The following is a 26,059-nucleotide window of genomic DNA, read 5'->3' on the forward strand; positions in this document are numbered from 1 at the left end:
CTGGCATTAGGGCAAGCCCCCTCCCACATGTTGAACTTCATTTATTCGGGGAGATGTGCCACGCCATCGGCATCGGTCATCGCCCTTTCCAGCAAATCTGTCGGCAGGCTTTTACTGGCCCGCGCGCCCAGCAACCTCAATTGCTCAGTACGGCTGACCAGATTCCCGCGTCCATCTGTCAGCTTGTTGCGCGCTGAGCTGTAAGCCTTATCCAACTGTTGCAAGCGATTACCCACTTCATCCAGATCCTGGATAAACAACACGAACTTGTCGTACAGCCAACCCGCACGCTCAGCGATTTCCCGGGCGTTCTGGCTCTGGCGCTCCTGCTTCCACAGGCTGTCGATCACCCGCAACGTGGCGAGCAAGGTGGTGGGGCTGACGATCACGATATGACGGTCGAAGGCTTCCTGGAACAGGTTCGGCTCAGCCTGCAACGCCGCGGAGAACGCCGCCTCAATGGGCACGAACAGCAAGACGAAATCCAGGCTGTGCAGGCCTTCCAGGCGTTTGTAATCCTTACTGGCCAGGCCTTTGACGTGATTGCGCAGGGACAGCACGTGTTGCTTCAACGCCGCCTGGCCGATCACCTCATCGTCCGCGCCGACGAACTGCTGATAGGCGGTGAGGCTGACCTTGGAGTCCACCACCACCTGCTTGTCACCGGGCAACATGATCAGCACATCGGGCTGGAAGCGTTCGCCATCCGGGCCTTTGAGGCTGACTTGTGTCTGGTACTCGCGGCCTTTCTCCAATCCGGCATGTTCCAGCACGCGCTCCAGGATCAGTTCGCCCCAATTGCCCTGGGTTTTCTGGCCCTTGAGGGCACGGGTCAGGTTAGTGGCCTCATCTGACAGACGCAGGTTCAACTGCTGTAGGCGCTCAAGCTCCTTGGCCAGGGAAAACCGCTCACGGGCTTCATTCTGATAGCTCTCTTCGACACGCTTTTCAAAGGACTGGATGCGTTCCTTCAACGGGTCGAGCAACTGACCCAAGCGCTCCTGGCTGGTTTCGGCAAAACGTTGTTCGCGCTCGTCAAAGATCTTGCCAGCCAATTCGGCGAACTGCGCGCGCAACTCATCCCGCGAGCCTTGCAGGTCGGCGAGGCGTTGTTGATGGCTGTCCTGTTGCTCGCGCAGTTCGGCACGCAAGGCGGCTGCCAGCGCGTCGAGACGGCGCAGTTCGGTGTCTTTGGCGCTGCGGTCGAGGTTCCAGGCGTGGGCAGCGTCACGGGCGTTGTCGCGATCGATCTGCAACAGCTCGACTTCACGGCGCACAGCCGCGAGGTCGGCTTGTTTGGCGGCATTGGCGTGGCTCAGGTCGCTGATCTCGTCGCGGCTGGCCTCCAGTTGAGCGGTGAGGCCTTCCTGGGCCAGTTGCGCGGTGGCCAGGCGCTCTTCGAGCAATTCCCAGCCCGTCATGCGGGCCGTGAGCTTGCGTTGGATCTGCCAGCACACCGCCAGTAACGGCACTGCTGCACCCGCGAGGCCCAAGGCAATACTGGTCCAGTCAAACACCATAGCCATTTCTGCCATCACCGAAAAAAACCAAGGTTAGCGGAGCACGAGGCGGGAGGACAGTTCAGTCTTCGACCTGGCCCAGCTCACGTTGGGCCCGGCGGTCGCCGGCACGTGCAGCCAGGCGCAGCAGGTCGTGGCCGATGCGGCGGTCGCGGGCGTTGCCGCATTCACGGCACATCAGCTCGCCCAAACGGCTCTGCGCCGCGACCACGCCTTCACGGGCGGGTTGTTTGAGCAAGCGCCCAGCGAAGTGCTTGACGTTGGTGCTGTGCCCCAGGCGCGGGCTGTCGAGCAGCCACAACGCGACCTTCAACGAAAAGCGCTTGGGTGCGGTAACAGTCTGAGGGGTATCGGTAACAGAAGGTGATACTGAGCGAAACTTCATAAAACACTGTGGGACAGATCGGAAGGCGCGCCACTCTACTCTTTTTTTCGTACAGGTAAAGCTGGAAAAACTCTGCACGCCCGTTCTAGAGCAAGCGCTCGGGACAATCCACAGAAGCTGTGGATAACTCAGTGGACAACCCCCCTTTAACCCGCGCAAAGGCCCATGGAATGGGGGCCGCAGTCAAACTGACGATTTTTTCACCAATAAAAAAAAGCGAGATTTTTCATTGACTTAAATTTCCAATGCAGGCACCAGACGCCTCATCAACGCAGTTGACAGGGTGGTTACACATTCCGCAACTAATGTGCACAAGTGCCCCTCCGATGGTTATATCGCCCGCGTTTTTTGAAGCGACTGGCCTCAAAAATGTTACCGCATGGACAAACCGGGGACTTTTCAAATCCCGAAACGCTCGCCACACTTCGCGACTTACAACACCACAGCGGGCGGGCTGATGAAAGGAATGCTGGTATTCGCCATGTTGTTATTGGCCATTTGCGCCACTTCCCTGGGAATCAGCGCGACGCTGCCGTCCCCGGATGGGGCGCTGTTCGCCATCGCGATCCTGCTGTCAGCGACCTTCACGGCCGTTTGCCTGTGCATCGAACTGGGCGAAGGCCGGATCAATGACATGGGCGATGTGATGAACGTGATCGAAACCGGCCAGTCCCTGCGCTTGACGCTCGCAGCCTACGGGCTCGGCTGCTCGCTCGCGGCATCGGCCACGGTGCTGGTCTACCACGGCCTGTTGGGCTACTGATTAATTTTTTTGGCTAACACACTTCCCTTACCTGTTTCAATCCGTTACTATCCGCGGCGTTAGTACCAAGCTGAAAGTCAATTCTGGTCGAATAACTCCCCCGAACAACGCGGGATCGATCACCTCGATGGTTTCCAGGTATTCCTTGCGACGACACAGCCTTTGAACAAGCAAAGGGTGTCGCCAAGTCTCAATACTCTGACCGAACCAACCTGCAAATTGATCAGGATCCTCACCCCGGGCCCAGAACCTTTGCCCCTGTTGTGTTGCCTGCCCTCCTAAGTACCTACCTGCCAGCCCAAGCGCGCCTAACTTATCAGCGCTTCAAACTGGCTGCTTTGTTCCAGTTGGTTTCTTCGTTCGATCAATCGTGGTCAACGTCGCTGGAACGTTTTAATACGGCACGGTTCTTATCTGTGTCATTTGTAGGAACACCAATAATATGAACACTCAAATTCATACTCAGGATGCCATTCGCACCCTAACCAACGCTTTTGCTCCAATGAACTGCCTGATCATGGCCGCTCGCAAAGGCTGCTTCAGCTTCACGCTGGTCAACGAACACGGCATCGCTCGTCACAGCGAACGCCTGTACCCCGATCAATACTCCAGCGCAGAACCGCTGCAGGCCGTGATCGATCGTACTCGCCAGGCATTGACTGCCTGACTGACCCGAGTCGCTGAAACACCCAAAACCCTGCTTAAAAAGCAGGGTTTTTTATTGCCCGAAATAACAGTTTTGAGCTTTTGCACTAAGTGCGAATAGGTATAAACGTTATAACTAAATGGCGAAGATGTTTTAAAAACAGTCCTTTACATCACAAATATGACACTACACTTCAACTCAAGCGGCATGATCCGCTTCCGGCGAGCCTGAGTTCCGATCCACTGCTGCCAAGCCCCCGCTCAGGCCTCGTCGACCACTTTCTTCACGGATTGAGGCGTGTATGGGTATCGCTGCCAGCGAATTGTGTCGTTATGTGATTCGGCCGACGTTGACCTACCTGGGCTGTCACAACGATGCGGCTGAATCACTGCTGCTGGGCATTGCCGCCAGCCAGTCAGAACTGGGCTCCGCCCTGCACGACCGGCGCGGCCACGGGCTGTACAGCATCACCGAACCCCGCCATCGCGCATTATGGGATAACTACCTGGCGCTGGACCCCGAGCGCGCCAGCCTGGTACGTGGGCTGGCCAGTCAACATGCATTCCTCAGTGCGCCGCAACTCGAACTTACGGTAAACCTGCGTTACGCCACCGCCATCGCCTGGCTGTTGGTGGAGCAACACAACCCCGCTTTGCCACCGCCTGGCGATGTTCTGGCCATGGCGCGTATCTGGAAAGAAATATTTCACCCTCATGGGCGCATCAAGGATTTGACGCAAACCTGGCAAACCTGTGTTTCATCCATGAATCACGTGGCTTGCTGACCGGGCAATTTGCAAGAATCGCCAAAAAACAGCGATTTTGGTCGGATTGTCCTACAAAACCGCTCTATCTCCCACATTACAGCCTATAGCGCTCTCTTAAATTTATTGATACTTTCCGCAGCGGTGATCACCACGGAGTTCTAATAATGAAAAAAGTAATGCTCAAGACCACACTTAGCCTCGCCGTTGCCATGGCATCCTCCCACCTGTTCGCAAGCGGTTTTGCACTGAACGAACAGAGCGTCAGCGGGATGGGTACGGGTTTCGCAGGTCGCTCCTCTTCTGCCGATGATGCAAGCACTGTCTACGGTAACCCTGCCGGTATGGCTCGCCTGAATGGTCAGCAAATCACTGGCGGTGTCGCTGCCATTGATGCGTCGACCAATATCAAAGATGCAAGCGGTTCTCCAAGCGGCTCCAACAAAGGTGACATGGTTCCGTTCACCGCGGTGCCATTCGGTTTCTACACGAATAAACTCAACGATCAATGGGCTGTTGGCCTGGGTTTCTATGCCCCTTTTGGCCTTGTGACCGATTATGAGAGCGGTTTCCAGGGCCGTGGTTTTGGCAGTAAGAGCGAAGTGAAGGTAGTGACCTTCCAGCCAACCGTCAGCTATGCGTTCAACGACAAGGTTTCCGTTGGCTTTGGCCCGACCATCAACCGGATTTCCGGCACTCTGGAGTCGGATAAAACGCTGAGCCCTCTCGCCTCCGACACCAATGTCAAAATCAAGGGTGACGATACTGCCTTGGGTTTCAACGTTGGCGTACTGGTTCAAGCGACCGATACGACTCGCGTTGGCCTGACCTACCACTCGAAGGTCAAATACAAACTTGAAGGCCACACGACCGTCAGCGGTCCTGCTGCGACTCAAGGGTTCCTGCGTAACAACCGTTACGATGCCTCGTTGAAGATCGAAACGCCAGAATCCTACGACTTGTCGGTCACTCAAGATCTGACCGATGCCTGGAAACTGTACGGTGGTGCCACATGGACCCGCTGGAGCCGGCTGAAAGAGATCACCGTTAACAATGATGGTGTGACCACAGCAAACGGCGGCCTTCTGGGCCCTAGCCGAATCGGCAGCATTACCGAAGAGCAAAACTGGCATGACACCTGGGCTTATGCCGTGGGTACTTCGTACCAATTGACCAAGCAGGTAGTACTGCGTACCGGCCTGACTTTCGACCAGTCGCCAACTAACAATACTGACCGCTCGCCACGTATTCCTACCGGCGACCGGACGATTTTTAGTGTCGGCCTGGGCTACAAAGTCATGGACAACATGACCATCGACTTGGCTTATTCCTACCTCAAGGAAGAAGACGTTAAGGTCAATAACACTGCCGCACCGTCGAGCTACCGCGCCAAATACGAAAACAGTGCCAACGGCTTCGGCCTCGGCATGACCTACACCTTCTAAAACGGACGGGTGTAAAAAAGCCCCGCTCTCCTGCAAAGGAAGCGGGGCTTTTTAATACCCGAAAATCACGGTTTGGAAGCCAACGCCTTCTCCACCACCTCGATCAAATCCGGGCTGTCCGGCTTGGTCAGGCTGGAGAAATTGGCAATCACCTTGCCCTGCCGATCCACCACGTACTTGTAGAAATTCCACTTCGGCGCGTTGGTCTGCTCGGCCAACACCTTGAACAGATGCACCGCATCCGGCCCCTTGACCTTCTGCGGCTCGGTCATGGTGAAGGTTACGCCGTAATTCACGTAACAAACCTTGGCGGTCTCTTCGCCGGTCTTGGCCTCTTGCTTGAAGTCATCGGACGGTACGCCGATCACCTCCAACCCTTCGCCCTTGTAACGCTGGTACAAGGCTTCCAGGCCTTTGAATTGCGGCGCGAACCCGCAGAAGCTCGCGGTGTTGACGATGACCAGCGGCTTGCCGGCAAAACGCTGGCACAGGTCGATGGATTCCTTGGCGCGCAGCTTGGGCAACTGGCCTTCCAGCAACGGCGGGCAAGTGGCGGCCATCGCGGCGCTGCCGATGGCCATCAGCACGGGTACAGCGAGCCAGCGCATCTGCATGTCATGTGTCCTTGAGAATGTCAGGTCACGAACTTAACAGATCGACATACCCAGTTGCATCAATGCCAGGCCACCGTGTTGCCAGCCCCACCAGGCCAACAGCATCAGGATCAGCCCTGCAATCATCACCAAACCCCGTGCCGCTATGCTCATGCCGCCTCCATCTGCGCCTGCAACCTTGCCACTGGGCGTTCACGCACCGGCCAGTTCAACGCCGCCGCCAGTACGCTCAACAGAATTGCCACCTGCCAGATCAAATCGTAGTTGCCGGTTCGATCATAGACCACCCCGCCCAACCAGCCGCCGAGGAACGATCCCAGTTGATGGAACAGGAATACAATCCCACCCAACATAGAGAGGTTTCGTACACCAAATAGCGTAGCGACCGTGCCGTTGGTCAGCGGAACGGTGGACAGCCACAAAAAGCCCATCGCCATGCCAAACAGATACGCCGTGATCTCGGTGACTGGCGCCCACAGGAACAACACAATCACCACCGCCCGCAACAGGTACAACCCGGTGAGCAAGCGCGGCTTGGACATACGCCCACCGAGCCAACCGGCGGTGTAGGTGCCGAAGATATTGAACAGCCCGATCAGCGCCAATACGGTGGTGCCGACGGTGGCCGGCAGATGCTGGTCCACCAGGTAGGCCGGCAAGTGCACGCCGATAAACACCACTTGGAAACCGCAGACAAAAAAGCCGAAGGCCAGCAGCCAGAAACCGGAATGGGAACAGGCTTCCTTCAAGGCTTCACGCAGGGTTTGCTGACCCGCCGTGGCCGGCAATGGTCGATCCTTGAGCATGCTCACCAATGGCAGGATCAACGCGACCATCAGGCCCAGCACCAGCAGGGCTGCGGACCAACCCAACCAACTGATCAGCCCCAGAGTGCCTGGCACCATCGCAAACTGGCCGAACGAACCGGCTGCGCTGGCGATGCCCATGGCGACGCTACGCTTCTCTGATGCCACCGCGCGACCGACCACACCCAGAATCACCGAGAATGACGTACCGGACAGGCCGATACCAATCAGCAGACCCGCACTGAGGGACAACGACGCCCCCGAATCGGACATGCCCATCAACACCAGTCCGGCGGCGTACAGCACGCCGCCGACAAACACGGCTTTGGTCGCACCGAAACGGTCAGCCAGCGCACCGGTAAACGGCTGGGCCAGACCCCAGATCAGGTTCTGCAAGGCGATGGCGAAGGCAAACGTCTCACGGCCCCAGCCAAATTCACTGCTCATCGGCGCCAGAAACAGGCCGAAACCATGTCGCACACCCAACGACAGCGCCAGGATCAGCGCACTCCCCACAAGAATCCAGCCACTGGCGCGCCACATCGAGGTCATTTCTTATTCTCCGCTCGCGGGTATATACCCGCTTGTATTCGAACAAACTCGCCTTCAGGCGAGTTCGTCCAGCAAGGCCAACAAGGTTTCGCGTTTATCCGCGCCGAGTTGATCGATCAATTTCTGTTGTGCCGCTTCCCAGGCCGGTAACGCGGCGGCCAGCCGTTCTTCGCCGGCCTCGCTCAACAGCACCAGGCGGTTGCGCAGGTCGTCGCCCTCCACCAGTTGCACCAGGCCTTCGCCTTCCAGCACCCGCAGGTTGCGCCCCAAGGTGCTGCGATCCAGTCCCATGGCTTCGGCCAGGCTGGAAATGCTCGGCTGATCCAGGCGCTGCAAGTTGCACAGCAAAGAATACTGGGCAACGTTGATCCCGAAGCCGTCGAGAGCGCCGTCGTAATACCTGCTGACGCCACGGGCGGCACGACGCAGGTTGGTGCATAAACATTGGGAGGCAAGCATGGAACGTGTATATACCCGCGATTAATAGAATGCAAGAAAGTGTTACAGCGCCAGACTGACCAATACCGCGACTTCCAGCAGCTCCAGCAACGCCCCGGCGGTGTCGCCGGTGGTTCCGCCCAGGCGCTTGACCATCAGGTGACGCAAACCGATAAAGCACAGCGCAGCCAGCAAAACAGCCATGCCGCCGCTGAAACCGCCGATCAGGATGCACGCCAGGCCACTCAGGATCAGCACCTGTTGGCCGACGCCCCTCGGTAAATGATCCGACAAGGCCTGGCCCAATCCTCCTGCACGCACATAACGGGTCGTCAGAAACAACGCCAACATCGACGCTCGACCGATCAGCGGTGCCAGGAGCAACGCCGCGCCGTTGTGTTGCTCGATCAACGCCACCAGCGCGGTGAACTTGAGCAACAACACCAGGCCCAACGTCACCACCGCAATCGGCCCGCTGCGCGGGTCTTTCATGATGGTGAGGGTGCGCTCACGGTCACCAAAGCCACCCAGCCAGGCGTCGGCGCTGTCTGCCAGGCCGTCCAGGTGCAGGCCTCCACTGAGCAGCACCCAGGCCGTCAGCAACAGTGCGGCGTGCAGCAGCAAGGGCGATCCCATCAACACGGCGTTCAGGGCCCACAACAGTACGCCGAACAACACGCCGACCAGCGGGTAAAACAGCAACGAACGCCCCAGCTCCTGGGGTTGCGGCATGCCCGGCAAACGAATCGGCAGGCTGCTGAGAAATTGCAGGGCGATCCAAAACGGCAGCATCGTCAGATTCCTTCCTTCAACACGCCATCCGCGTTGATTTGCAGGCTGAACAACCCAGCGTGCCCAACCTCAACATTCAGCAACTGCTCACGGGGCAAACCACGCGCCCGCGCCAGCAAGAGACGCATCACGCCGCCATGGCTGATCAACAACACACGCTCGCCGGCGTAGGCCTGCTGTAGGCGTGAGATTGCGCCCAGCACCCGATCGGAAAAGTCACTGACAGGCTCGCCATCCGGCGGCGTAAAACCGTACGGATCAGCCCAGAACAACCCCAGCGCCTCGGCGTCGGTCTCCATCAGTGCCGCCGCGCTCTGGCCTTCCCAGGCGCCGAAGTGCAACTCCTGTAGAGCCTTTTCCAGGCTGACCGGCACATTGAGCCGAGCGCCCAATTCCTCGGCAAATCGCGCACAGCGTTGCAACGGCGAACTGACCAAACGGTCCCAAGGCCCCTGCCCGACTACGGCGGCGCGCATCTGCTCCCAGCCCTTGGCGGTGAGCGCGTCGTCCAGGCTGCCACGCAGGCCGCCGCCCAACTCAGTTTCGCCGTGGCGCAGCAGGTCGAGGTGCACGGTCATGCCGGACGGTCTGCCACGGCCGCTTCGGCAAAGGTGGCCATCTGGCCGTGCAGCGCGCACGCCAGGCGCAACAGCGGCACGGCCAATGCGGCGCCGCTGCCTTCACCGAGGCGCAGGCCCAATTCCAGCAACGGCTGCGCGTCGAGGCTTTGCAGTACATGACGATGGCCTGGCTCGGCACCCCGATGGCCAAACACCAACCACTCACGACTGGCCGGATTCAGACGCGTGGCGACCAGTGCCGCCACGGTGCAGATAAATCCGTCCACCAGCACCACGATGCCTTCCTGGGCGCAGGCCAGATAAGCGCCCACCAGGGCGGCAATTTCAAAACCGCCGAGATTGAACAGGGTTTGCAGCCCATCACTGCGTTGTCCGGCATGCACAGTCAGCGCACGTTCGATCACGGCAACCTTATGGCTGACGCCTTGCGCATTCAAGCCGGTGCCCGGACCGGTCAAGTCACTGACCTGGCAATCCAGCAACGCGCACGCCAGCGCACTGGCGGCCGTGGTATTGCCGATGCCCATCTCGCCGCCGATAAACAACTGTGCGCCGCTCTCCCGTGCACGCAGCGCACTGTCGCGACCCGCTTGCAGGGCCAAGCGACCCTGGGCGGCGGTCATCGCCGGACCGTTGACGAAGTTCGCGGTGCCCGCGCCGATATTCAGGTGGCGTACGCCGGGCAAACTCAGCGACGGCGTAATCGTGCCAAGGTCGACCACTTCCAATTGCGCATCCAGTTGCCGCGCCAAGACGCTGATGGCCGCGCCGCCGCTGACAAAGTTATGCAGCATCTGCCCGGTCACTTCCTGGGGATAGGCCGATACACCTTCGGCAACCACGCCGTGGTCACCGGCAAAAATCGCGATCCACAGCTGGTCCACAGCAGGTTTTACCTGGCCTTGCAGACCAGCCAACTGCACCGCCAGCGCCTCCAGCTGACCCAGGGAACCTGCCGGCTTGGTCAATTGCTGCTGGCGCGCCAGGGCTTGCTCGTACGCTTGCGCGTCAATCGCCTTACAAGGGTTGAGCCACCAGGAGTCAGTCATAACGCAGTACCTTTCAAAGTCAGGGGCAGGCCGGCAACCGTCAGGACAACACGCTGACAACGCTCGGCCAAGGCTTGATGCAGCCAACCGGCTTCATCCACATAGCGGCGAGTCAATTCGCCCAGCGGCACGACACCCAGACCGGTCTCGTTGCTGACAAAAATGATTTCCCCTGGCAGCGTGGCCAGGGTTTCGAGCAGTTGATCGCGTTCCGCCGTCAGCCGGCTTGAGTCTTCAAGCATCAGTAGATTGGTGAGCCAGAGGGTCAGGCAATCCACCAGCAGGCAATGGCCGACGGCTGCGTTTTCCCGCAGCACCCGTGCCAGTTCAAGAGGCTCTTCGATCAGGCCCCAGTGATCGGGGCGGCGCTGGCGATGCAACGCGACGCGCTCATTCATCTCGCCGTCCAGGGGCTGGCTGGTGGCGATATAGATGACGGGCAACGCGCTGTCGCTGGCGAGTTTTTCGGCGAGGCGGCTTTTGCCGGAACGGGCGCCGCCGAGGATCAGTTGGAGCATGGGGTTATACCTTGTTTCGCCGAATCGGTTTTCGAGACAGACACATCCCCCTGTGGGAGGGGGCTTGCCCCCGATGGCAGTGTGTCAGTCAAAGTTGCTCTAACTGAACCACCGCTATCGGGGGCAAGCCCCCTCCCACATTTGGATAATGTGCACACCATTAAATCCCGCACAGGCGGCGCAGGAGATCAGTGTCCAAATGATTTTCCACCAGATCCGCCAAACGCTCCATATCGCGCTCGCGCAACGCGTGGTAATCCACCTCCTGCACATCCTGCAGCCCCGCCCAGCGTAGCAAGGCGCTACACGCAGCCGGCGTTTCAAACAGACCATGCAGGTAAGTACCAAGAATCTGCCCATCTGCGCTTTGCGCGCCGTCGCTGCGACCGTCATCCAGCAACACCGCAGCATTCGCCAGCGCAGCACCCGACGTCACGCCCGCATGAATCTCATACCCGCTGACCTCGGTGTCTTCCAACAACAAACGTCCGTGCACATTGCGCAGTTGCTTCTCTTCTTCCAGCGTGGTGCTGAACGCCAGCAGCCCCAGTCCTTCGCTGGAGCCCGCAGGCCCTTCCAGACCGAGCGGGTCATGCACCTGCTCGCCGAGCATCTGCAAGCCGCCACAAATGCCCAGCACCTTGCCGCCGTAGCGCAAGTGCCGCGCCACGGCAGTGTCCCAGCCGTTGGCGCGCAGGTAAGCGAGATCACTGCGCACGCTTTTCGAGCCCGGCAGGATAATCAGGTCGGCAGCCGGGATCGGCTGGCCCGGGCCGATAAACTGCAAATCCACTTGGGGATGCAAACGCAGCGGGTCGAAATCCGTATGGTTGCTGATGCGCGGCAACACCGGCACCACCACCTTGAGCACCTGGGCGGCTTTGTCGATCTGGCGCTGGTCGATGCCATCCTCGGCTTCCAGGTGCAGGTCCATCACATAGGGCAATACGCCCACCACCGGTTTGCCGGTGCGTGCCTCCAACCAATCCAGCCCCGGTTGCAGCAGCGCGATATCGCCGCGAAAACGGTTGATGATGAAACCCTGGACCCGCGCTTGTTCGCTGGGCGACAGCAACTCCAGGGTGCCCACCAGATGAGCAAACACGCCGCCACGGTTGATATCGGCGATCAGCAGCACCGGGCAGTCCACCGCCTCGGCGAAGCCCATGTTGGCGATATCGTTGGCGCGCAGGTTGATCTCCGCCGGGGAGCCCGCACCTTCCACCATCACCACCGGGTAGGCTGCGCTCAGTCGGGCATGGGAGGCCAGCACCGCTTGCATCGCGATGGCTTTGTAGTCGTGATAGGCCACGGCGTTCATGCTGGTCACCGCACGGCCGTGGATGATGACTTGGGAGCCGGTATCGCTGTTGGGCTTGAGCAGCACCGGGTTCATATCGGTGTGCGGCGCCAAGTTGGCGGCCTGGGCCTGCACGGCCTGGGCGCGGCCGATCTCGCCACCTTCGGCGGTCACGGCGCTGTTGAGGGCCATGTTCTGCGGCTTGAACGGCGCGACCGCCACGCCTTGGCGAACCAGCCAGCGGCACAATGCAGTCACCAGTGTGCTTTTACCGGCGTCGGAGGTGGTGCCTTGCACCATCAGCGTACTCATGAAGCATCCTTGTAGGCGGCCAGGGCTTCGTCGAGGCGTAGCCAGTCGGCCTCGGTGTCGGGCAGGCCAAAACGCAGGCTGCTGTCGTGGACGAACAAACGCAGCAGGATGCCGCGCTGGGCCATGAATTCGTGCAAGCGTTCGGCGTGCGGGGTGATCATCCATTGGAACAGCGCGCAGCCACCCTGGGGCTGGAAGCCATGCCGCTCAAGCAAGGCGAACAAGCGTTTGCCAGCCTCGATACACCGCGTGCGTTGCCGTGCCTGCCCTGCCACGTCACGCAGGCACACCTGCCCCACCAACCGGGTGGGTCCGCTGACGGCCCAAGGCCCGACTTGTTCAGCGAGCAATTTGAGCAACTTGCGTTCGGCCAACACAAAACCCAGCCGCACACCGGCCAGGCCGAAGAATTTGCCAAATGAACGCAGCACGATCAGGCCGACCTGATGGGCTTCACTCGCCAGGCTCAATTGCGGGGTCACATCCATGAAAGCTTCGTCCACCACCAGCCAGCCGCCGCGCTGGGCCAGGCGCGTGTGCCAGTCCAGCAAGCGTTGCGGGGGCAGGCTCAGGCCCGTGGGGTTATTGGGATTGACCACCACCAGTACGTCGAGGCTGTCGAGGAAGAAATCCACTTCCTGCTCCTGCACTTCACGCACCACATAGCCGGCGCGCCGCCAGGCTTCGGCGTGTTCGGCATAGCACGGCGACAGCACCCCGACCTTGCCCGCACGACGCAGGCGCGGCAGCAACTGGATCGCCGCCTGGGAACCGGGCACCGGCAACAAATGCGCGGCGCCGTAGTATTCGCTGGCGGCCTGTTCCAGGCCATCGTCGGTCTCTGGCAAACGTGCCCAGGCCCGCAAGGGAATCTCGGGAATGGGCCAGGGCCAGGGAGCCAGGCCGCTGGAGAGGTCCAGCCAGTCGGCCTCGGCGATTCCGTATTGCAGCGCCGCCTTGCGCAGTCGGCCACCGTGTTCAAGCATAGAATTGCGCCCCCGCGCACAGGATCAGCAGCCACAACCATACGCCGCGTTGCACCAGTTGCCAGCCTCGGTCGATGGAGTCCGCATCCGCTGGCGGGCCTTCGCCCAGCTGCGAACGCTGATGGACTTCGCCGTGATAGATCGCGGCACCACCCAGTTCGACACCGAGGGCGCCTGCACCGGCAGCCATCACCGGGCCAGCGTTGGGGCTGTCCCACGTCGGGCCCTGGGTGCGCCAGCATTTAAGTGCCAGTCGGGTTTTGCCGAGCAGCGCGTAGGTCAATGCCACCAAGCGGGCAGGAATGTAGTTCAACACGTCATCGATTTTGGCCGCAGCCCAGCCAAAGCGCTCGAAGCGTTCGTTGCGGTAGCCCCACATGGCATCCAGGGTGTTGCTCAGGCGGTACAGCACCACGCCCGGCACACCCGCCACGACAAACCAGAACAACGCGGCAAACACCGCATCGCTGCCGTTTTCCAGCACCGACTCCGTGGCGGCGCGGGCGACTTCGGTGCGGTCCAATTCGCTGGTCTGACGGCTCACCAAATAGCTCACGCGTTTGCGCGCCTCGTCCAGGTCATCACTGCGCAAGGCCTGGGCCACCGGGATCACATGTTCGCCCAGGCTGCGCATGCCGAGGGCACAGTACAGCGCCAGGATCTCCAGCACCCAACCAATATACGGCGCCCAGGACAATGCCGTGGCCAGCAGGGTCAGTGGCACTACCGCGATAACCCACGCGGTCACGCCGTGGCTGCGCCAGCCACGCCCACCGGTATTGAAACGTTGCTCGATGCGCCCGGCGAAACTGCCGAACGCCACCAGCGGATGCCAGCGCCTGGGCTCGCCCAGCAGCGCATCCAGCGCCACGGCCGCGACACACAGCAAGGCCACACTCATTGACTCACTCCCCACGTGTTTTCATACAGCATGTCACTCAGCGGCCGAGGCTCGGTCCAGCCTTCGAGCTGCAACATCGGTGCCGGGTAAAACTCGGTCACCGGCCCCAGGCACAACACCGCCAGGGGCTTGGCGCCGGGCGGCAAGCCCAGCAGATCGGCCAGGGCCTGGGGTTCGAACAGCGAGACCCAGCCCATGCCCAGGCCTTCGACGCGGGCCGCGAGCCACAGATTCTGGATCGCACAGGACAGCGAGGCCATGTCCATTTCCGGCAAGGTGCGCCGGCCAAAGATGTGGCGTTCGCGATCATCCATCAGCGCAGCCACCAGCACTTCGGCGCAATCGTGGATGCCTTCGACCTTGAGCTTCATAAATTCGTCGGAGCGCTCGCCCAAGGCTTCGGCGGTGCGTACGCGCTCTTCTTCCACCAGATGCTGGATTTGGCCACGCAGCTGGCGGTCACTGATGCGGATAAAGCGCCACGGCTGCATCAGGCCGACGCTGGGGGCTTGATGGGCAGCGTGGAGCAGGCGGTGGAGCAACTCGGGGGCGACCGTGCCGCCGCTGAAGTGGCGCATGTCGCGGCGTTCGGCGATGGCGCGGTAGACGGCTTCGCGGTCGGCCTGGGGGAAGGCGTTGTCCGTCATGGCCTCATCGGGGGCAAGCCCCCTCCCACATTTTGATCTGCAAACGCCGTTAATGTGGGAGCTGGCTTGCCTGCGATGGCGGCCTCCCGGTCTGGCGCAAACAACGCGGCCACTGCGCTCGGATTCGACGGGAAATAAAAGTGCACGTACGAAGCCGTCATGCGCCCCTGCCGATACACCGCCTCGGCCCCACGCCCACCGTTGGGGCTCAGGCCACGGGCAATCGGTTGCCACTGCGTGCTGGTCAGCGAGTGATGATAAGTATGGCCGCGCAACGTACCTTCGGGCAGCTCGACATTTTGCAGCGCCAGGGCCGCGAGCTTCTTCTGCATCACCGCATCGCCCTGCAACAGGCTGACCAGTTCGGCGCGGGTTCCGTCGACATCGGTGAGCGAATCCAGCAGATAGAGCATGCCGCCACATTCGGCGAGCAACGGTTTGCCCGCCGCGTGATGGGCGCGGATGGCTTCTAGCATCGAGGTATTTTCCGACAGTGCCTTGTGGTGCAATTCCGGATAACCACCGGGAAGGTACAGGCTGTCGGCGTCAGGCAACTCCCGGTCGTGGATCGGCGAGAAGAATGTCAGCTCGGCGCCCATCGCCCGCAGCAAATCGAGGCTGGCGCCATAGGTAAAGGCAAAGGCTTCGTCGCGGGCCACGGCGATACGTACGCCGGCAAGCGATGGCTCGGCCGCGATCACTTCCGGCGCGGCGAAGGTCACTGGCGGCGGCAACGCGACTTCACAACTGCTGCCCAGGGCCTGGGCGGCAGCGTCCAGGCGCACGTCTAGGTCATTCAGTTCACTGGCTTGCACCAGGCCCAAATGGCGGCTCGGCAATTCGATCCCGGTTTCGCGGGACAGCGCGCCATACCAGCGCAAGCCTTCGGTGAGGCTGCCTTCCAACAGTTGCGCATGGCGCAGGGTGCCGACGCGATTGGCCAGCACGCCGGCGAATGGCAAGTCCGGCTGGTAGCGCGCCAGGCCAAGGGCCAGTGCGCCGAACGTCTGGGCCATGGCGGTGCCGTCGATCACGCCCAGCACCGGCACGCCGAAGTGGCGGGCCAAATCGGCGCTGGATGGGGTGCCGTCAAACAAGCCCATCACGCCTTCAATCAGGATCAGGTCGGCCTCCCCCGCCGCTTCCCACAGCAGGCGGCGGCTTTCTTGCTCACCCACCATCCACATATCCAATTGATACACCGGCGCACCGCTGGCGCGTTCGTGGATCATCGGATCGAGAAAGTCCGGCCCGCATTTGAACACGCGCACTTTACGACCCAGATTGCGGTGCAAACGGGCCAGCGCGGCGGTGACGGTGGTTTTGCCCTGGCCGGACGCCGGTGCGGCGATCAATACGGCCGGGCAATGACGGGGCTGATTCAAAGTTCGACGCCCTTCTGTGCCTTGATACCGGCCTGGAAGGCGTGTTTGAGCATGCCCATTTCGGTGACGGTGTCGCCCAGCTCGATCATCTCGGGCTTGGCACCACGGCCGGTGACCACCACGTGTTGCATCGGCGGACGGGCTTGCAAGTCACTGAGCACGCTGTCCAAGTCGAGATAGCCATGCTTGAGAGCGATGTTCAGCTCGTCGAGCACGACCATGCCGATGGACGGGTCTTGCAGCAGTTCGCGGGACACCGCCCAAGCGGCTTCGGCGGCGGCGATGTCGCGCTGGCGGTCCTGGGTTTCCCAGGTGAAGCCTTCGCCCATCACATGGAAGCGAACCTGCTCGGGGAAACGGCGGAAAAACAGCTCCTCGCCCGTGCTGTTGCGGCCCTTGATGAACTGCACCACGCCGCACTGCATCCCGTGGCCCATGGCCCGGGCAAGCATGCCAAACGCGGAGCTGCTTTTGCCCTTGCCGTTGCCGGTCAGCACCAGCAGCAAACCGCATTCGTTGGGGGAATTGGCGATGCGCTCGTCGATCACGGCTTTTTTGCGCAGCATGCGCGCCAGGTGGCGTTCGTCGCGGTCGGGGGAATCGGTCATGGCAGCTCTCCGTTGGGGCTGGACAAAAACGGCGGGCAGGAAAAAGACATTACAGACAGCCAAGCATCGCCCACCGTGATGCTGTTGGATGCTCCGGGCCGGTCTCCGGGCTCATGAGTGGCGCAATTGGCCGTCGCTGCGCCTTCCCATATCGGCGTCGATACAGTGGCAAAAAGCAGCGTCTTGACTCATTTACCGTTGCGGGGGCAGCGCCGGAATTGCGGCGGCACTGTGTACAAGTGCGCTCACTCACCGGCTTCCCTGTTTCACTCTGTCGACCCATGGGTCACAGAGCACCTGGAACAAGTCGCGAAGGGTAGTGGGTTGGGGGTGGAGCGTCAATTAAAGCTGCTGCACTTACCCAAGACCACTACAAAACAATTGTGGGAGGGGGCTTGCCCCCGATGGCGGTGTGTCAGTCAATGAGTAAGGGACTGAAGCACCGACATCGGGGGCAAGTCGAACCGTCGCACCGCCCCTCCCACATTTTGATCTGATTGTGGCTTAGGGATTACGCGCCAGATTGCCCGGCAGTACGCGCTTGGCACTCAGGTACGCATTCTGCCAATACGCCTTGGACAAGGTGTCGAGCTTTACCGTACCGCCAGTTTGCGGCGCATGCACAAAGCGACCTTCACCCACGTAGATCCCGGCGTGGCTGACCTGGGAGCCACCGCCGGTGGCAAAGAACAACAAGTCGCCGGTCTGCAGGTTCTGTTCACTGACATCCTGCGCACGCATCACGATCAGCTCACGGGTCGTTCGCGGCAGGGAGATCCCTGCGGCATCACGGAAGACAAATCCGATCAGGCCGCTGCAATCAAACCCCGAGTCCGGCGTATTGCCGCCCCAACGATAAGGCGTACCGACCAGGCCCAGCGCACGAAAAAGCACGTCCTCGGCCGCAGGCGAAAAATTCTGGGTGGAGTAGTTGAACACCGGCTTCGGCTTGACAGCCACAGGCGCGGGCGGTGGACGACTTGCGCAGGCGCTGAGCAGCGCGGCGCAAAAAATGAGGATCAGGCGGGCCGAGGTCGACATGGGCAGAACAATCCTGGTCTGGATGCGGCTTTCGCTGCCGAACGCTGAAAACCAGAACGCGCAAGCAAAGCTCGCGCGAACGGATTCCAACAATATCCAGGGATTCTAGCGCTTACACGTCAAACTTCAAGTATCACTTTAAGTTTACTTGCTAGCGGTAACCGTCGTCGGGGCCATGGCGAGTGCGCGCTTGGCTTCGATGAAGGTTTTGCTCCAGTAGCTGTCACCCAGGTTGTCGACTCGAACACCGCCACTGCGACGGCTGCTGGAGTGAATAAACTGGTTATCGCCCAGGTAGATACCGGCATGGCTTACACGACCACGGCCAGCCGTACTAAAGAAAAGCAGATCACCCGGCTTGAGGTTGCTGCGTGCGACCAACGGTGCATCCACTTTGATCATTTCGCGAGTGGAGCGCGGCAGGTTCATGCCAGCTTCTTCACGAAACAGATAGCCGATGAAACCGCTGCAATCGAAACCGGCTTCAGAGGTGCCGCCAAAACGGTAACGGGTACCGATCAGGGACATGCCGCGTTCGAGGATGCTGTCGGCCAGGACTGGGAGCTGGTACGGCTTGCTGCCGCCGAAGTCGGCCAGTTCCTTTTCGGTTGCCACTTCTTCTTCATAAACAGAAGCCGATTGTGCAGCAACGAATTTTGCCTGATTTTGAACCTGTGGTTTTTGCTGTTCTGCCACCTGCTGAGGGTGGGAGGCGCAACCAAACAACAGGGTAACGAGTGCGAGAGGCACGAGGGGTGCGAAGCGATTTAGCATGGGCACGACCGTGGCTGATAGGTAAAGAAGCCGAGACTATGCCCACTATCGGATCGATTTGCAAATTCAATCGTGAACTATGTGACTTCCTGTTTGGACTATGACATCTAAGCCCTTAACACCCTATACCCGCCTTTTGCGTGGCCAAACCGGCTTATAACGCAGGTTTTCTGACGCCTGGAAACTGCCGAACCGCCTGAATTCAACGAGTTACCAGCCCAACGTCTCTTTGAGAAAAGGGATCGTCAATTTTCTTTGCGCCTGCAAAGAGGCCTGGTCGAGTTGCTCGAGCAAATCGAACAAGGCGCTCATGCTGCGGGTGCCACGGGTGAGGATAAAGTGCCCGACTTCATCGGTGAGGTGCAGGCCGCGACGGGATGCGCGCAACTGCAAGGCACGCAATTTATCTTCGTCGGACAGCGGGCGCATCTGGAAGATCAACGCCAGGGTCATGCGCGACTTGAGGTCGGCCAACTTGATCGGCAGTTCTCGCGGTGAGGTCGACGCCGCTATCAGCAAGCGCCTGCCGCTGTCGCGCAAGCGGTTGAACAGGTGAAACAGCGCTTCCTCCCACTCCGCCTTGCCAGCGATGGCTTGCAGGTCATCCAGGCAGACCAGCTCGTACTGCTCCAGGTGGTCGAAGATGCCAATACCGCGATCCATCAACTCAGCCAGCGGCAGGTACACCGCCGGTTCGCCCATTTGCTCGAAGCGCAGGCACGCGGCCTGCAACAGATGGGTACGCCCTACGCCGTGCTTGCCCCACAGATAGATCAGGCTTTCGGTCCACCCGGCGTCGGCTTCGCATAGCCGCTCGACATAGCCGAGTGCAGCGGCATTGGCGCCTGGGTAGTAGTTGATAAAGGTGGCGTCATCACGCAGACGCACACCCAGGGGCAGCTGAATCGGTTTCATGCTGACTGAACGGCTCCAAACGAACCGCTAGTGGCCTCTGTGAAAAGTTTGCAAAGTTTATACCCGTCACGCCGGGCGCACAATGCAGCAGACCACAAGCAAAATCAAAGGTTTGCGTTAACTTGCCGGTTTTGCGCAGATTGTTTGACGCGCCAGCTCCAGAAACAACAAACCCGGCCAAAGCCGGGTTTGTGACGCCAAGGTTACAGGTCCGGGTCTTCAGTCCCCGTATACACCTCTGAATCCTTGTAAAGATCGTGCACATGACGCACCAGCACCATGATCACCGCCGCCACCGGCAGCGCCAACAGGATGCCGGTGAAGCCGAATAACTCACCACCGGCCAGGATCGCAAAGATCACCGCCACCGGATGCAAGCCAATCCGATCACCGACCAGCAATGGCGTCAGCACCATGCCTTCCAGGGCCTGCCCCACCATGAACACTGCGACGATCCCCAGCATCGGGTACAAATCGCCACCGAACTGGAACAGCCCGGCGACCAAGGCCGCGCCAATCCCGATCACAAACCCCATATAAGGCACGATGGCCGCCAAACCGGCGATCAGGCCGATCAACAGGCCCAGCTCCAGGCCGATGGCCATCAACCCCGCCGCGTAGATAATCCCCAGCGCCAGCATCACCAGCAACTGGCCACGCACGAACGCCCCCAGCACCTCATGGCACTCTTCGGCCAGGGAGACGATGCGCTCTTCACGATTGCGCGGCAGCAGGCTGCGGATCTTGGCCATCATGATGTCCCAGTCGCGCAGCAGGTAGAACGCCACCACCGGGATCAGCACCAGGTTGGTCAACCAGCCGATCAGCGCCAGGCTGGATGCCGTGGCCTGGCTGAGTACCACGCCGACGATATCGGTGGTCTGGCCCATATGCTCGCTGATGGCCGCCTTGACCTTGTCGAACTTCCAGAACCCGTCCGACAACCCCAGCTTGGCCTGGGCCCACGGCATGGCCGTGTGTTGCAGCCAATCAAGCATCTGCGGCGCCAGTTCATACAGGCGCACCAGTTGCTTGGCCAGCATCGGCACCAACACCAACACCAACGCGGTGATGATCAAGGTAAACAGCGCAAATACCGTCACCACGCCCCAGGTACGCGACAGGCCGATTTTCTCCAGGCGATCCACCACCGGATCGAACAGATAGGCCAACAACAACGCCACCAGGAACGGCGTCAGGATCGAATGCAGCAAGAACACAAACCCGCACAGCAGGACAATCCCGCCAAGCCACACCCAACGACGCGTATCCGCCATATACCACTCCATCTATATAAAGAAGAAAACGACTACCAATGAAAACGCAGTTGCGCCTGAGGCTCTGGTGCGGCATCCGGTTGAGCGCCTTCCACAACGGCAGGCGCTTCACCTGCCGGCACCTCTTGCAACTTGGCCAGGCTCAACTGGGTGCGCAACTGATCGGCGCTGCCATTGACGCGATACACAATGCGGTCGCCCTCCACCCGCAGTGGCTGACCACCAAAGGGTTCAAGCAAGTGGCCCAGCGCGGCATAGCGCTCAAGGGTCATGCCCTGCACTTCCAGCAATTGTTCGGTACTGACGCCCGGCTTGACCGCAAATCGCGGCGCCAGTTTTTGGCTGACCGCCAGCATCACCGCATCAGCCACAGCGGCAGTGTCTGCGCCCTGTGCAGTGCCTTGATCGCTTTTGTCCCCCAGCCACAAGCGCCATTTGGCCGTCCATTGATTACCGTCCTGGCGCGCATGCACGGCCAGCAAGGCATCGGCGCCGTAACGCTCGGAGGCGGCACGCAACGGGGTCGCATCGGCACTTTCCAGATTGGGTGCGGTGGCGACCACCTGTTCCTCGAGGTCACCCAGCGGCAGGCGCAGCGGCAACCCACGGTGCTGTGCCGCACGACGCAAGGCCTGGGCAACGGCCTGACCATCCCCCACCAGGCTGCTGCCGTCAGTGGAATCGTTCAACCACCAGCTGAGAATCGACGGCCGATTACTGCCCCAGATAGACAAACCCGCTTCGCGCAGGACGCGATCTGTGCTGACAGGGTCGAAATCCACTTGCAGACTTTCTGGCGGACCCGCGTCGTAGCCGTATTGCGTGATGATTTGCTGTGGATCCTTGCGAACCGCCGCCAACCCTGGGCCATCGGCGGCCTTGGCGTCACCGGTCAGGCGAATCACCATTGTCTGCACGGCACGCTGGGTGGCCTGGTCGCGCTCTTGCGGCGACTGGCTGCTGACGGGTTCAAGAACTTGATAAAGGCCATTGAGGGTTTCGGCATGACTCGCCAGGCTGACCAACGACAAGCAGCCCACAAAAAAGAATTTACACAGACGCATGAAAGATTCCCGAACGACAAATTTAGCGGCTGGAACAGACCGCGTGAATCCGGTGTGGCAAGGCTGTGACCACAGCGACCGGTAAAACATTCACAGGGTCTTGGTAAGTTTTCGTACTGTCATAACGATAGCGGGTTCAAGGCTATACGTTAATACGCCGCAAAGCAGAGCCGATTAGCATTTTTTTAACTTCATATGGCCCTGCCCGTCGGCCCGAGGATGGCCGCTGCCCCTCAAGCCTGATAAAATCGCGCGCCTTCGCAGACCGTCAACGGCTGGGGCTTTTACCAAAAGCGCCTGCCCGCTCGGTCGTTACCCCTGAATCCCCCCTAAAGGCCTGGATCATGAGCAAGCAACCCTCCCTGAGCTACAAGGACGCCGGTGTAGACATCGACGCCGGTGAAGCATTGGTCGAACGCATCAAGAGCGTCGCCAAGCGCACTGCGCGCCCCGAAGTCATGGGCGGCCTGGGCGGTTTCGGCGCCCTCTGCGAGATCCCGGCCGGCTACAAACAGCCTGTGCTGGTATCCGGCACCGACGGCGTGGGCACCAAGCTGCGCCTGGCCCTGAACCTGAACAAGCACGACAGCATCGGCATCGACCTGGTGGCCATGTGCGTCAATGACCTGGTGGTGTGCGGCGCCGAGCCGTTGTTCTTCCTGGACTACTACGCTACCGGCAAGCTGAACGTGGACACCGCTGCCCAAGTGGTGACCGGTATCGGCGCTGGCTGCGAACTGTCGGGTTGCTCCCTGGTGGGCGGCGAGACCGCTGAAATGCCAGGCATGTACGAAGGCGAAGACTACGACCTGGCCGGTTTCTGCGTCGGCGTTGTGGAAAAAGCCGAAATCATCGACGGCTCCAAGGTGGCTGCCGGTGACGCCCTGCTGGCCCTGCCCTCTTCCGGTCCGCACTCCAACGGCTACTCGCTGATCCGCAAGATCATCGAAGTGTCCGGCGCCGACATCGAGAACACCCAACTCGACGGCAAGCCGCTGACCGACCTGCTGATGGCCCCGACCCGCATCTACGTCAAGCCCCTGCTCAAGCTGATCAAGGACACTGGCGCGGTTAAAGCCATGGCCCACATCACCGGTGGCGGCCTGCTGGACAATATCCCGCGCGTGCTGCCAAAAGGCGCCCAGGCCATCGTCGACGTTGCCAGCTGGCAGCGTCCTGCGGTCTTCGACTGGCTGCAGGAAAAAGGCAACGTTGACGAAACCGAGATGCACCGCGTGCTGAACTGCGGCGTTGGCATGGTGATCTGCGTGGCTCAAGAGCACGTTGAAACCGCGCTGAACGTACTGCGTGAAGCCGGCGAGCAGCCTTGGGTCATCGGCCAGATCGCTACCGCTGCCGAAGGCGCGGCTCAGGTTGAACTGAAGAACCTTAAGGCGCACTGATGCCTGCAACCTGTGATGTCGTGGTGCTGCTTTCCGGCACCGGCAGTAACTTGCAGGCCCTGATCGACAGCACGCGCACCGGCGACAACCCGGTGCGCATCGCTGCGGTGATCTCCAACCGCAGCGACGCCTACGGCCTGCAACGCGCCAGGGAAGCGGGTATCGCCACCCGCTCGCTGGATCACAAGGCTTTCGAGGGCCGCGAGGCCTTCGATGCAGCCTTGGTCGAACTGATCGACACCTTCAATCCCAAACTCGTGGTACTGGCCGGCTTCATGCGCATTCTCAGCGCTGATTTCGTGCGGCACTATGAGGGGCGCCTGCTGAATATCCACCCTTCCCTGCTGCCCAAGTACAAAGGCATGCACACGCATCAGCGGGCGCTCGACGCCGGCGACAGCGAGCATGGCTGCAGCGTGCACTTCGTCACCGAGGAACTCGATGGCGGGCCTCTGGTCGTACAGGCAGTGGTTCCGGTAGAGTCTGACGACTCTGCGCAGACCCTTGCGCAACGGGTTCACACCCAGGAACACAGGATTTACCCGCTGGCTGTTCGCTGGTTTGCCGAGGGACGGTTGATTCTTAGCGATCAGGGTGCATTATTGGACGGTCAGTTACTTGCGGCCAGCGGCCACTTGATTCGAACCTAGGAGATTTTATGCGTCGCGCCTTGCTCTTCGCTTTTGCGCTGTTCGCCTTGCCAGCCGTGCAAGCAGCAGACCTTCACCCTTTCTCCGTAAGCTACACCGCCGACTGGAAACAGTTGCCCATGAGTGGTTCGGCTGAACGCAGCCTGGCCAAGAATGGCGACGGCACCTGGACCTTGAACTTCAAGGCTTCCATGATGATCGCCAGCCTCACCGAAACCAGCCAGATCCTGTTTGACAAGGACACCCTGCAACCGAAGAGCTACAGCTTCGAGCGCGGTGGCCTGGGCAAAGCGAAGAAGATCAACCTGGACTTCGACCAGATCGCGAAGAAAGTTACCGGTTTCGAGAACAAAGACCCGGTCAACGTCACCCTTGAAAGTGGCATGCTCGACAAATCCACTTACCAGTTGGCCCTGCAACGCGATGTAGCGGCCGGCAAGAAAAGCATGAGCTACCGCGTGGTCGAAGGCACTGACGTCGACACCTACGACTTTCGCGTGATCGGCGCGGAAAAGGTGCAGACCAAGGTCGGCGCCATCGACGCAATCAAGGTCGAGCGCGTGCGTGATCCATCGCAGAGCAAGCGCATCACCCAGATGTGGTTTGCCAAGGACCAGGGCGGCATTCTGGTTGCGCTGCGCCAGGTTGAGACAGATGGCAAGGAATACAACATCATGCTGCAGGACGGTACCGTTGACGGGAAGGCTGTCAAAGGTAGCTGATGCACTGATGAGTCAACAATGAGCCTCGCTGAATGCGGGGCTTTTTTTCGCCCATGGGTTTTGTTTTGAAGCCACTACCGCCATCGGGGGCAAGCCCCCTCCCACACTTGATTGCGTTCACAGATCAAAATGTGGGAGGGGGCTTGCCCCCGATGGCGATAACAAGGCCGACAAAGCATTCAATGCCTGACTTGAACATGAAACTTTTGTCATAAAACTCAGCAGCCTGCGGCGCAATGACGCGGTTTACACGGCCTGCAGCACTGTTGCATTTCCCGCAAAGAATTGTTGCACGAAAAGTCGGTTTACTTAGCAAGCTAACAAATCATATAAAAGAGGCCTGCGACGACTTGCCGCATACCCACCAGAGATTGGAGCAAGCAGATGACTGTAAAAGTAACTGAACGCGACGATGCACACATGTCCCACGAAGCGCTGGGCCATGGAATTCACATCTGGGATGTACACCAACAGGACCTGCTGGTCGGCATGTTCCACAACGAGAGCGACGCTCATAATTATAAAAACGAGCTTGAAGCCCTTGAGATGAGACGCCAGGTAGAAGGCTCCTGAGCCCCCACCCCTTCCAAACACAAACCCCGCCTTTTGAGCGGGGTTTGTGTTTCTAGAGCCTTACCACATCAGATCATCCGGGATCTGGTACGCGGCGTACGGATCATCCTCATCCGGCACTTGGCTCTCGGTCAGGATATTGAGCTGCACGATACGCTCCGGCGCACGCTCCTGAATCTTCAGCGCCGCTTCACGCGGGATCACCTCGTAGCCGCCACCGTGGTGCACGATGGCCAGCGAGCCGTTGCTCAGCTTGTTGCGCATCAGGGTGTTGACCGACAGGCGCTTGACCTTCTTGTCGTCCACGAAGTTGTAGTAGTCCTCGGTGGTCAACTTGGGCAGGCGCGAGGTCTCGATCAGTTGCTTGACCTGGGCCGTGCGGGCCTTGGCCTCGGCTTTTTCCTGCTGCTGGCGGTTCAGCTCCTGGTCGCGCTTGACCTTCTCTGCTTTCGCTTCGGCAGCCAGGCGGGCCTGGGTGTCATCGGCCTCGATCTGGCCCTTGTGCACCAGGCGCTGCTGCTTCTGTTTCTCTTTGCCGACCTGCTTGGCCTGCTTTTGATTGACCAGACCTGCTTTGAGCAACTGATCGCGAAGGGAAATGCTCATGGTGCTTACTCACTTAGGCAGCC

General features: G+C 60.2%; 29 protein-coding genes and 1 riboswitch. Of the genes, 8 read left to right on the forward strand and 21 right to left on the reverse strand.

All coding sequences use genetic code 11. The features are described 5' to 3' along the window. Window positions 1–41: 41 nt before the first annotated feature. Window positions 42–1,520, reverse strand: a complete 1,479-nt coding sequence (locus tag DYL61_RS08200) for a DNA recombination protein RmuC (protein ID WP_135308004.1) — start codon at window positions 1,518–1,520, stop codon at window positions 42–44. Between the two features lie 61 nt (window positions 1,521–1,581). Then, complete coding sequence (locus DYL61_RS08205) at window positions 1,582–1,905, reverse strand: SEL1-like repeat protein (RefSeq protein ID WP_105694832.1); 324 nt, start codon at window positions 1,903–1,905, stop codon at window positions 1,582–1,584. Between the two features lie 457 nt (window positions 1,906–2,362). Here DYL61_RS08205 and DYL61_RS08210 point away from each other — a divergent pair, with 457 nt between their 5' ends. From DYL61_RS08210 to DYL61_RS08230, 4 genes are all read left to right on the forward strand, one after another. Further along, a complete protein-coding gene (locus DYL61_RS08210; protein ID WP_135307913.1) occupies window positions 2,363–2,668 on the forward strand; it encodes a hypothetical protein in 306 nt (101 codons plus the stop codon). A gap of 442 nt (window positions 2,669–3,110) precedes the next feature. Beyond that, window positions 3,111–3,335: a hypothetical protein gene (locus DYL61_RS08220; protein WP_060756074.1), complete on the forward strand. Its 225-nt coding sequence runs from the start codon at window positions 3,111–3,113 to the stop codon at window positions 3,333–3,335. A 280-nt stretch (window positions 3,336–3,615) separates the two neighbouring features. Beyond that, window positions 3,616–4,098 (forward strand): hypothetical protein, encoded by a 483-nt coding sequence (locus DYL61_RS08225; RefSeq protein WP_135307914.1) that lies wholly within the window; start codon window positions 3,616–3,618, stop codon window positions 4,096–4,098. Window positions 4,099–4,244: 146 nt separating this feature from the next. Continuing rightward, complete coding sequence (locus DYL61_RS08230) at window positions 4,245–5,522, forward strand: OmpP1/FadL family transporter (RefSeq protein WP_135307915.1); 1,278 nt, start codon at window positions 4,245–4,247, stop codon at window positions 5,520–5,522. A 65-nt stretch (window positions 5,523–5,587) separates the two neighbouring features. Here the strand turns inward: DYL61_RS08230 and DYL61_RS08235 are convergent, their stop codons facing one another. The 18 genes from DYL61_RS08235 to DYL61_RS08320 form a co-directional block, all read right to left on the reverse strand. After that, window positions 5,588–6,136: a glutathione peroxidase gene (locus tag DYL61_RS08235; protein WP_135307916.1), complete on the reverse strand. Its 549-nt coding sequence runs from the start codon at window positions 6,134–6,136 to the stop codon at window positions 5,588–5,590. Window positions 6,137–6,285: 149 nt separating this feature from the next. Beyond that, entirely contained in the window at window positions 6,286–7,485 is a 1,200-nt protein-coding gene (locus DYL61_RS08240; protein ID WP_167497947.1) for an MFS transporter, read from the reverse strand. A 63-nt stretch (window positions 7,486–7,548) separates the two neighbouring features. Next, complete coding sequence (locus DYL61_RS08245) at window positions 7,549–7,953, reverse strand: MarR family winged helix-turn-helix transcriptional regulator (protein WP_135307918.1); 405 nt, start codon at window positions 7,951–7,953, stop codon at window positions 7,549–7,551. Between the two features lie 42 nt (window positions 7,954–7,995). Beyond that, window positions 7,996–8,724 carry an adenosylcobinamide-GDP ribazoletransferase gene (locus tag DYL61_RS08250; RefSeq protein ID WP_135307919.1) on the reverse strand — a complete coding sequence of 243 codons (729 nt, stop codon included), beginning with the start codon at window positions 8,722–8,724 and terminating at the stop codon, window positions 7,996–7,998. A 2-nt stretch (window positions 8,725–8,726) separates the two neighbouring features. Beyond that, on the reverse strand, window positions 8,727–9,302 hold the full coding sequence (gene cobC, locus DYL61_RS08255; RefSeq protein ID WP_135307920.1) for an alpha-ribazole phosphatase family protein: 576 nt from the start codon (window positions 9,300–9,302) through the stop codon (window positions 8,727–8,729). Continuing rightward, window positions 9,299–10,354, reverse strand: coding sequence for a nicotinate-nucleotide--dimethylbenzimidazole phosphoribosyltransferase (cobT, locus tag DYL61_RS08260; RefSeq protein ID WP_135307921.1), 1,056 nt, complete (start codon window positions 10,352–10,354; stop codon window positions 9,299–9,301). The genes cobC and cobT overlap by 4 nt, the downstream gene beginning before the upstream one ends. Continuing rightward, a complete protein-coding gene (gene cobU, locus DYL61_RS08265; protein WP_135307922.1) occupies window positions 10,351–10,872 on the reverse strand; it encodes a bifunctional adenosylcobinamide kinase/adenosylcobinamide-phosphate guanylyltransferase in 522 nt (173 codons plus the stop codon). Before cobU ends, cobT begins: the two co-directional genes overlap by 4 nt. A gap of 160 nt (window positions 10,873–11,032) precedes the next feature. Further along, window positions 11,033–12,484 (reverse strand): cobyric acid synthase, encoded by a 1,452-nt coding sequence (locus DYL61_RS08270; RefSeq protein ID WP_135307923.1) that lies wholly within the window; start codon window positions 12,482–12,484, stop codon window positions 11,033–11,035. Then, the gene (gene cobD, locus DYL61_RS08275) at window positions 12,481–13,470 is read right to left on the reverse strand and encodes a threonine-phosphate decarboxylase CobD (RefSeq protein ID WP_135307924.1); all 990 of its coding nucleotides are present in this window, start codon (window positions 13,468–13,470) and stop codon (window positions 12,481–12,483) included. The genes DYL61_RS08270 and cobD overlap by 4 nt, the downstream gene beginning before the upstream one ends. After that, complete coding sequence (cbiB, locus tag DYL61_RS08280; RefSeq protein WP_135307925.1) at window positions 13,463–14,371, reverse strand: adenosylcobinamide-phosphate synthase CbiB; 909 nt, start codon at window positions 14,369–14,371, stop codon at window positions 13,463–13,465. Before cbiB ends, cobD begins: the two co-directional genes overlap by 8 nt. Continuing rightward, window positions 14,368–15,018, reverse strand: a complete 651-nt coding sequence (bluB, locus tag DYL61_RS08285; RefSeq protein WP_135307926.1) for a 5,6-dimethylbenzimidazole synthase — start codon at window positions 15,016–15,018, stop codon at window positions 14,368–14,370. The genes cbiB and bluB overlap by 4 nt, the downstream gene beginning before the upstream one ends. Then, window positions 15,015–16,403: a cobyrinic acid a,c-diamide synthase CobB gene (locus tag DYL61_RS08290; protein ID WP_135307927.1), complete on the reverse strand. Its 1,389-nt coding sequence runs from the start codon at window positions 16,401–16,403 to the stop codon at window positions 15,015–15,017. Before DYL61_RS08290 ends, bluB begins: the two co-directional genes overlap by 4 nt. Continuing rightward, on the reverse strand, window positions 16,400–17,011 hold the full coding sequence (gene cobO, locus DYL61_RS08295; protein WP_135307928.1) for a cob(I)yrinic acid a,c-diamide adenosyltransferase: 612 nt from the start codon (window positions 17,009–17,011) through the stop codon (window positions 16,400–16,402). The genes DYL61_RS08290 and cobO overlap by 4 nt, the downstream gene beginning before the upstream one ends. 79 nt (window positions 17,012–17,090) lie before the next feature. Further along, window positions 17,091–17,327, reverse strand: a riboswitch (cobalamin riboswitch). Between the two features lie 188 nt (window positions 17,328–17,515). Further along, window positions 17,516–18,052 (reverse strand): C40 family peptidase, encoded by a 537-nt coding sequence (locus DYL61_RS08300; RefSeq protein WP_135307929.1) that lies wholly within the window; start codon window positions 18,050–18,052, stop codon window positions 17,516–17,518. 144 nt (window positions 18,053–18,196) lie between these two features. Beyond that, the gene (locus DYL61_RS08305; protein ID WP_105694815.1) at window positions 18,197–18,826 is read right to left on the reverse strand and encodes a C40 family peptidase; all 630 of its coding nucleotides are present in this window, start codon (window positions 18,824–18,826) and stop codon (window positions 18,197–18,199) included. 210 nt (window positions 18,827–19,036) lie between these two features. Next, window positions 19,037–19,741 (reverse strand): DnaA regulatory inactivator Hda, encoded by a 705-nt coding sequence (gene hda / locus DYL61_RS08310; protein WP_010208669.1) that lies wholly within the window; start codon window positions 19,739–19,741, stop codon window positions 19,037–19,039. Window positions 19,742–19,944: 203 nt separating this feature from the next. Further along, window positions 19,945–21,018: an AI-2E family transporter gene (locus DYL61_RS08315; RefSeq protein ID WP_135307930.1), complete on the reverse strand. Its 1,074-nt coding sequence runs from the start codon at window positions 21,016–21,018 to the stop codon at window positions 19,945–19,947. 32 nt (window positions 21,019–21,050) lie between these two features. Next, window positions 21,051–22,082 (reverse strand): DUF2066 domain-containing protein, encoded by a 1,032-nt coding sequence (locus DYL61_RS08320; protein ID WP_135307931.1) that lies wholly within the window; start codon window positions 22,080–22,082, stop codon window positions 21,051–21,053. A gap of 344 nt (window positions 22,083–22,426) precedes the next feature. Between DYL61_RS08320 and purM the strand changes: the two genes are divergently transcribed. The 4 genes from purM (at window position 22,427) to DYL61_RS08340 (ending at window position 25,430) form a co-directional block, all read left to right on the forward strand. Next, complete coding sequence (gene purM / locus DYL61_RS08325) at window positions 22,427–23,485, forward strand: phosphoribosylformylglycinamidine cyclo-ligase (protein WP_105523083.1); 1,059 nt, start codon at window positions 22,427–22,429, stop codon at window positions 23,483–23,485. Further along, a complete protein-coding gene (gene purN / locus DYL61_RS08330) occupies window positions 23,485–24,135 on the forward strand; it encodes a phosphoribosylglycinamide formyltransferase (protein WP_135307932.1) in 651 nt (216 codons plus the stop codon). Before purM ends, purN begins: the two co-directional genes overlap by 1 nt. Window positions 24,136–24,143: 8 nt before the next feature. Further along, the gene (locus tag DYL61_RS08335) at window positions 24,144–24,857 is read left to right on the forward strand and encodes a DUF3108 domain-containing protein (RefSeq protein WP_135307933.1); all 714 of its coding nucleotides are present in this window, start codon (window positions 24,144–24,146) and stop codon (window positions 24,855–24,857) included. A 384-nt stretch (window positions 24,858–25,241) separates the two neighbouring features. Beyond that, window positions 25,242–25,430: a hypothetical protein gene (locus DYL61_RS08340; RefSeq protein ID WP_135307934.1), complete on the forward strand. Its 189-nt coding sequence runs from the start codon at window positions 25,242–25,244 to the stop codon at window positions 25,428–25,430. Between the two features lie 60 nt (window positions 25,431–25,490). On the opposite strand, the gene DYL61_RS08345 is transcribed toward DYL61_RS08340, so the two are convergent. After that, entirely contained in the window at window positions 25,491–26,036 is a 546-nt protein-coding gene (locus tag DYL61_RS08345) for a DUF2058 domain-containing protein (protein WP_105694808.1), read from the reverse strand. Window positions 26,037–26,059 lie beyond the last annotated feature (23 nt).

The organism is Pseudomonas nabeulensis, from assembly GCF_004682045.1.
Lineage (GTDB): Bacteria > Pseudomonadota > Gammaproteobacteria > Pseudomonadales > Pseudomonadaceae > Aquipseudomonas > Aquipseudomonas nabeulensis.

What these genes read in the sequence shown, in the direction of transcription:
- DYL61_RS08225 (WP_135307914.1), top strand. Translation starts at nt 3,616, where the DNA reads ATGGGTATCGCTGCCAGCGAATTGTGTCGTTATGTGATTCGGCCGACG.
- DYL61_RS08250 (WP_135307919.1), bottom strand. Translation starts at nt 8,724, where the DNA reads ATGCTGCCGTTTTGGATCGCCCTGCAATTTCTCAGCAGCCTGCCGATT.
- DYL61_RS08220 (WP_060756074.1), top strand. Translation starts at nt 3,111, where the DNA reads ATGAACACTCAAATTCATACTCAGGATGCCATTCGCACCCTAACCAAC.
- hda (WP_010208669.1), bottom strand. Translation starts at nt 19,741, where the DNA reads ATGAAACCGATTCAGCTGCCCCTGGGTGTGCGTCTGCGTGATGACGCC.
- cbiB (WP_135307925.1), bottom strand. Translation starts at nt 14,371, where the DNA reads ATGAGTGTGGCCTTGCTGTGTGTCGCGGCCGTGGCGCTGGATGCGCTG.
- DYL61_RS08315 (WP_135307930.1), bottom strand. Translation starts at nt 21,018, where the DNA reads ATGGCGGATACGCGTCGTTGGGTGTGGCTTGGCGGGATTGTCCTGCTG.
- cobD (WP_135307924.1), bottom strand. Translation starts at nt 13,470, where the DNA reads ATGCTTGAACACGGTGGCCGACTGCGCAAGGCGGCGCTGCAATACGGA.
- DYL61_RS08210 (WP_135307913.1), top strand. Translation starts at nt 2,363, where the DNA reads ATGAAAGGAATGCTGGTATTCGCCATGTTGTTATTGGCCATTTGCGCC.
- cobU (WP_135307922.1), bottom strand. Translation starts at nt 10,872, where the DNA reads ATGCTCCAACTGATCCTCGGCGGCGCCCGTTCCGGCAAAAGCCGCCTC.
- DYL61_RS08200 (WP_135308004.1), bottom strand. Translation starts at nt 1,520, where the DNA reads ATGGTGTTTGACTGGACCAGTATTGCCTTGGGCCTCGCGGGTGCAGCA.
- purM (WP_105523083.1), top strand. Translation starts at nt 22,427, where the DNA reads ATGAGCAAGCAACCCTCCCTGAGCTACAAGGACGCCGGTGTAGACATC.
- bluB (WP_135307926.1), bottom strand. Translation starts at nt 15,018, where the DNA reads ATGACGGACAACGCCTTCCCCCAGGCCGACCGCGAAGCCGTCTACCGC.
- DYL61_RS08340 (WP_135307934.1), top strand. Translation starts at nt 25,242, where the DNA reads ATGACTGTAAAAGTAACTGAACGCGACGATGCACACATGTCCCACGAA.
- cobT (WP_135307921.1), bottom strand. Translation starts at nt 10,354, where the DNA reads ATGACTGACTCCTGGTGGCTCAACCCTTGTAAGGCGATTGACGCGCAA.
- DYL61_RS08300 (WP_135307929.1), bottom strand. Translation starts at nt 18,052, where the DNA reads ATGTCGACCTCGGCCCGCCTGATCCTCATTTTTTGCGCCGCGCTGCTC.
- DYL61_RS08335 (WP_135307933.1), top strand. Translation starts at nt 24,144, where the DNA reads ATGCGTCGCGCCTTGCTCTTCGCTTTTGCGCTGTTCGCCTTGCCAGCC.
- cobO (WP_135307928.1), bottom strand. Translation starts at nt 17,011, where the DNA reads ATGACCGATTCCCCCGACCGCGACGAACGCCACCTGGCGCGCATGCTG.
- DYL61_RS08245 (WP_135307918.1), bottom strand. Translation starts at nt 7,953, where the DNA reads ATGCTTGCCTCCCAATGTTTATGCACCAACCTGCGTCGTGCCGCCCGT.
- DYL61_RS08345 (WP_105694808.1), bottom strand. Translation starts at nt 26,036, where the DNA reads ATGAGCATTTCCCTTCGCGATCAGTTGCTCAAAGCAGGTCTGGTCAAT.
- DYL61_RS08320 (WP_135307931.1), bottom strand. Translation starts at nt 22,082, where the DNA reads ATGCGTCTGTGTAAATTCTTTTTTGTGGGCTGCTTGTCGTTGGTCAGC.
- DYL61_RS08270 (WP_135307923.1), bottom strand. Translation starts at nt 12,484, where the DNA reads ATGAGTACGCTGATGGTGCAAGGCACCACCTCCGACGCCGGTAAAAGC.
- DYL61_RS08205 (WP_105694832.1), bottom strand. Translation starts at nt 1,905, where the DNA reads ATGAAGTTTCGCTCAGTATCACCTTCTGTTACCGATACCCCTCAGACT.
- purN (WP_135307932.1), top strand. Translation starts at nt 23,485, where the DNA reads ATGCCTGCAACCTGTGATGTCGTGGTGCTGCTTTCCGGCACCGGCAGT.
- DYL61_RS08305 (WP_105694815.1), bottom strand. Translation starts at nt 18,826, where the DNA reads ATGCTAAATCGCTTCGCACCCCTCGTGCCTCTCGCACTCGTTACCCTG.
- DYL61_RS08230 (WP_135307915.1), top strand. Translation starts at nt 4,245, where the DNA reads ATGAAAAAAGTAATGCTCAAGACCACACTTAGCCTCGCCGTTGCCATG.
- DYL61_RS08235 (WP_135307916.1), bottom strand. Translation starts at nt 6,136, where the DNA reads ATGCAGATGCGCTGGCTCGCTGTACCCGTGCTGATGGCCATCGGCAGC.
- DYL61_RS08240 (WP_167497947.1), bottom strand. Translation starts at nt 7,485, where the DNA reads ATGTGGCGCGCCAGTGGCTGGATTCTTGTGGGGAGTGCGCTGATCCTG.
- cobC (WP_135307920.1), bottom strand. Translation starts at nt 9,302, where the DNA reads ATGACCGTGCACCTCGACCTGCTGCGCCACGGCGAAACTGAGTTGGGC.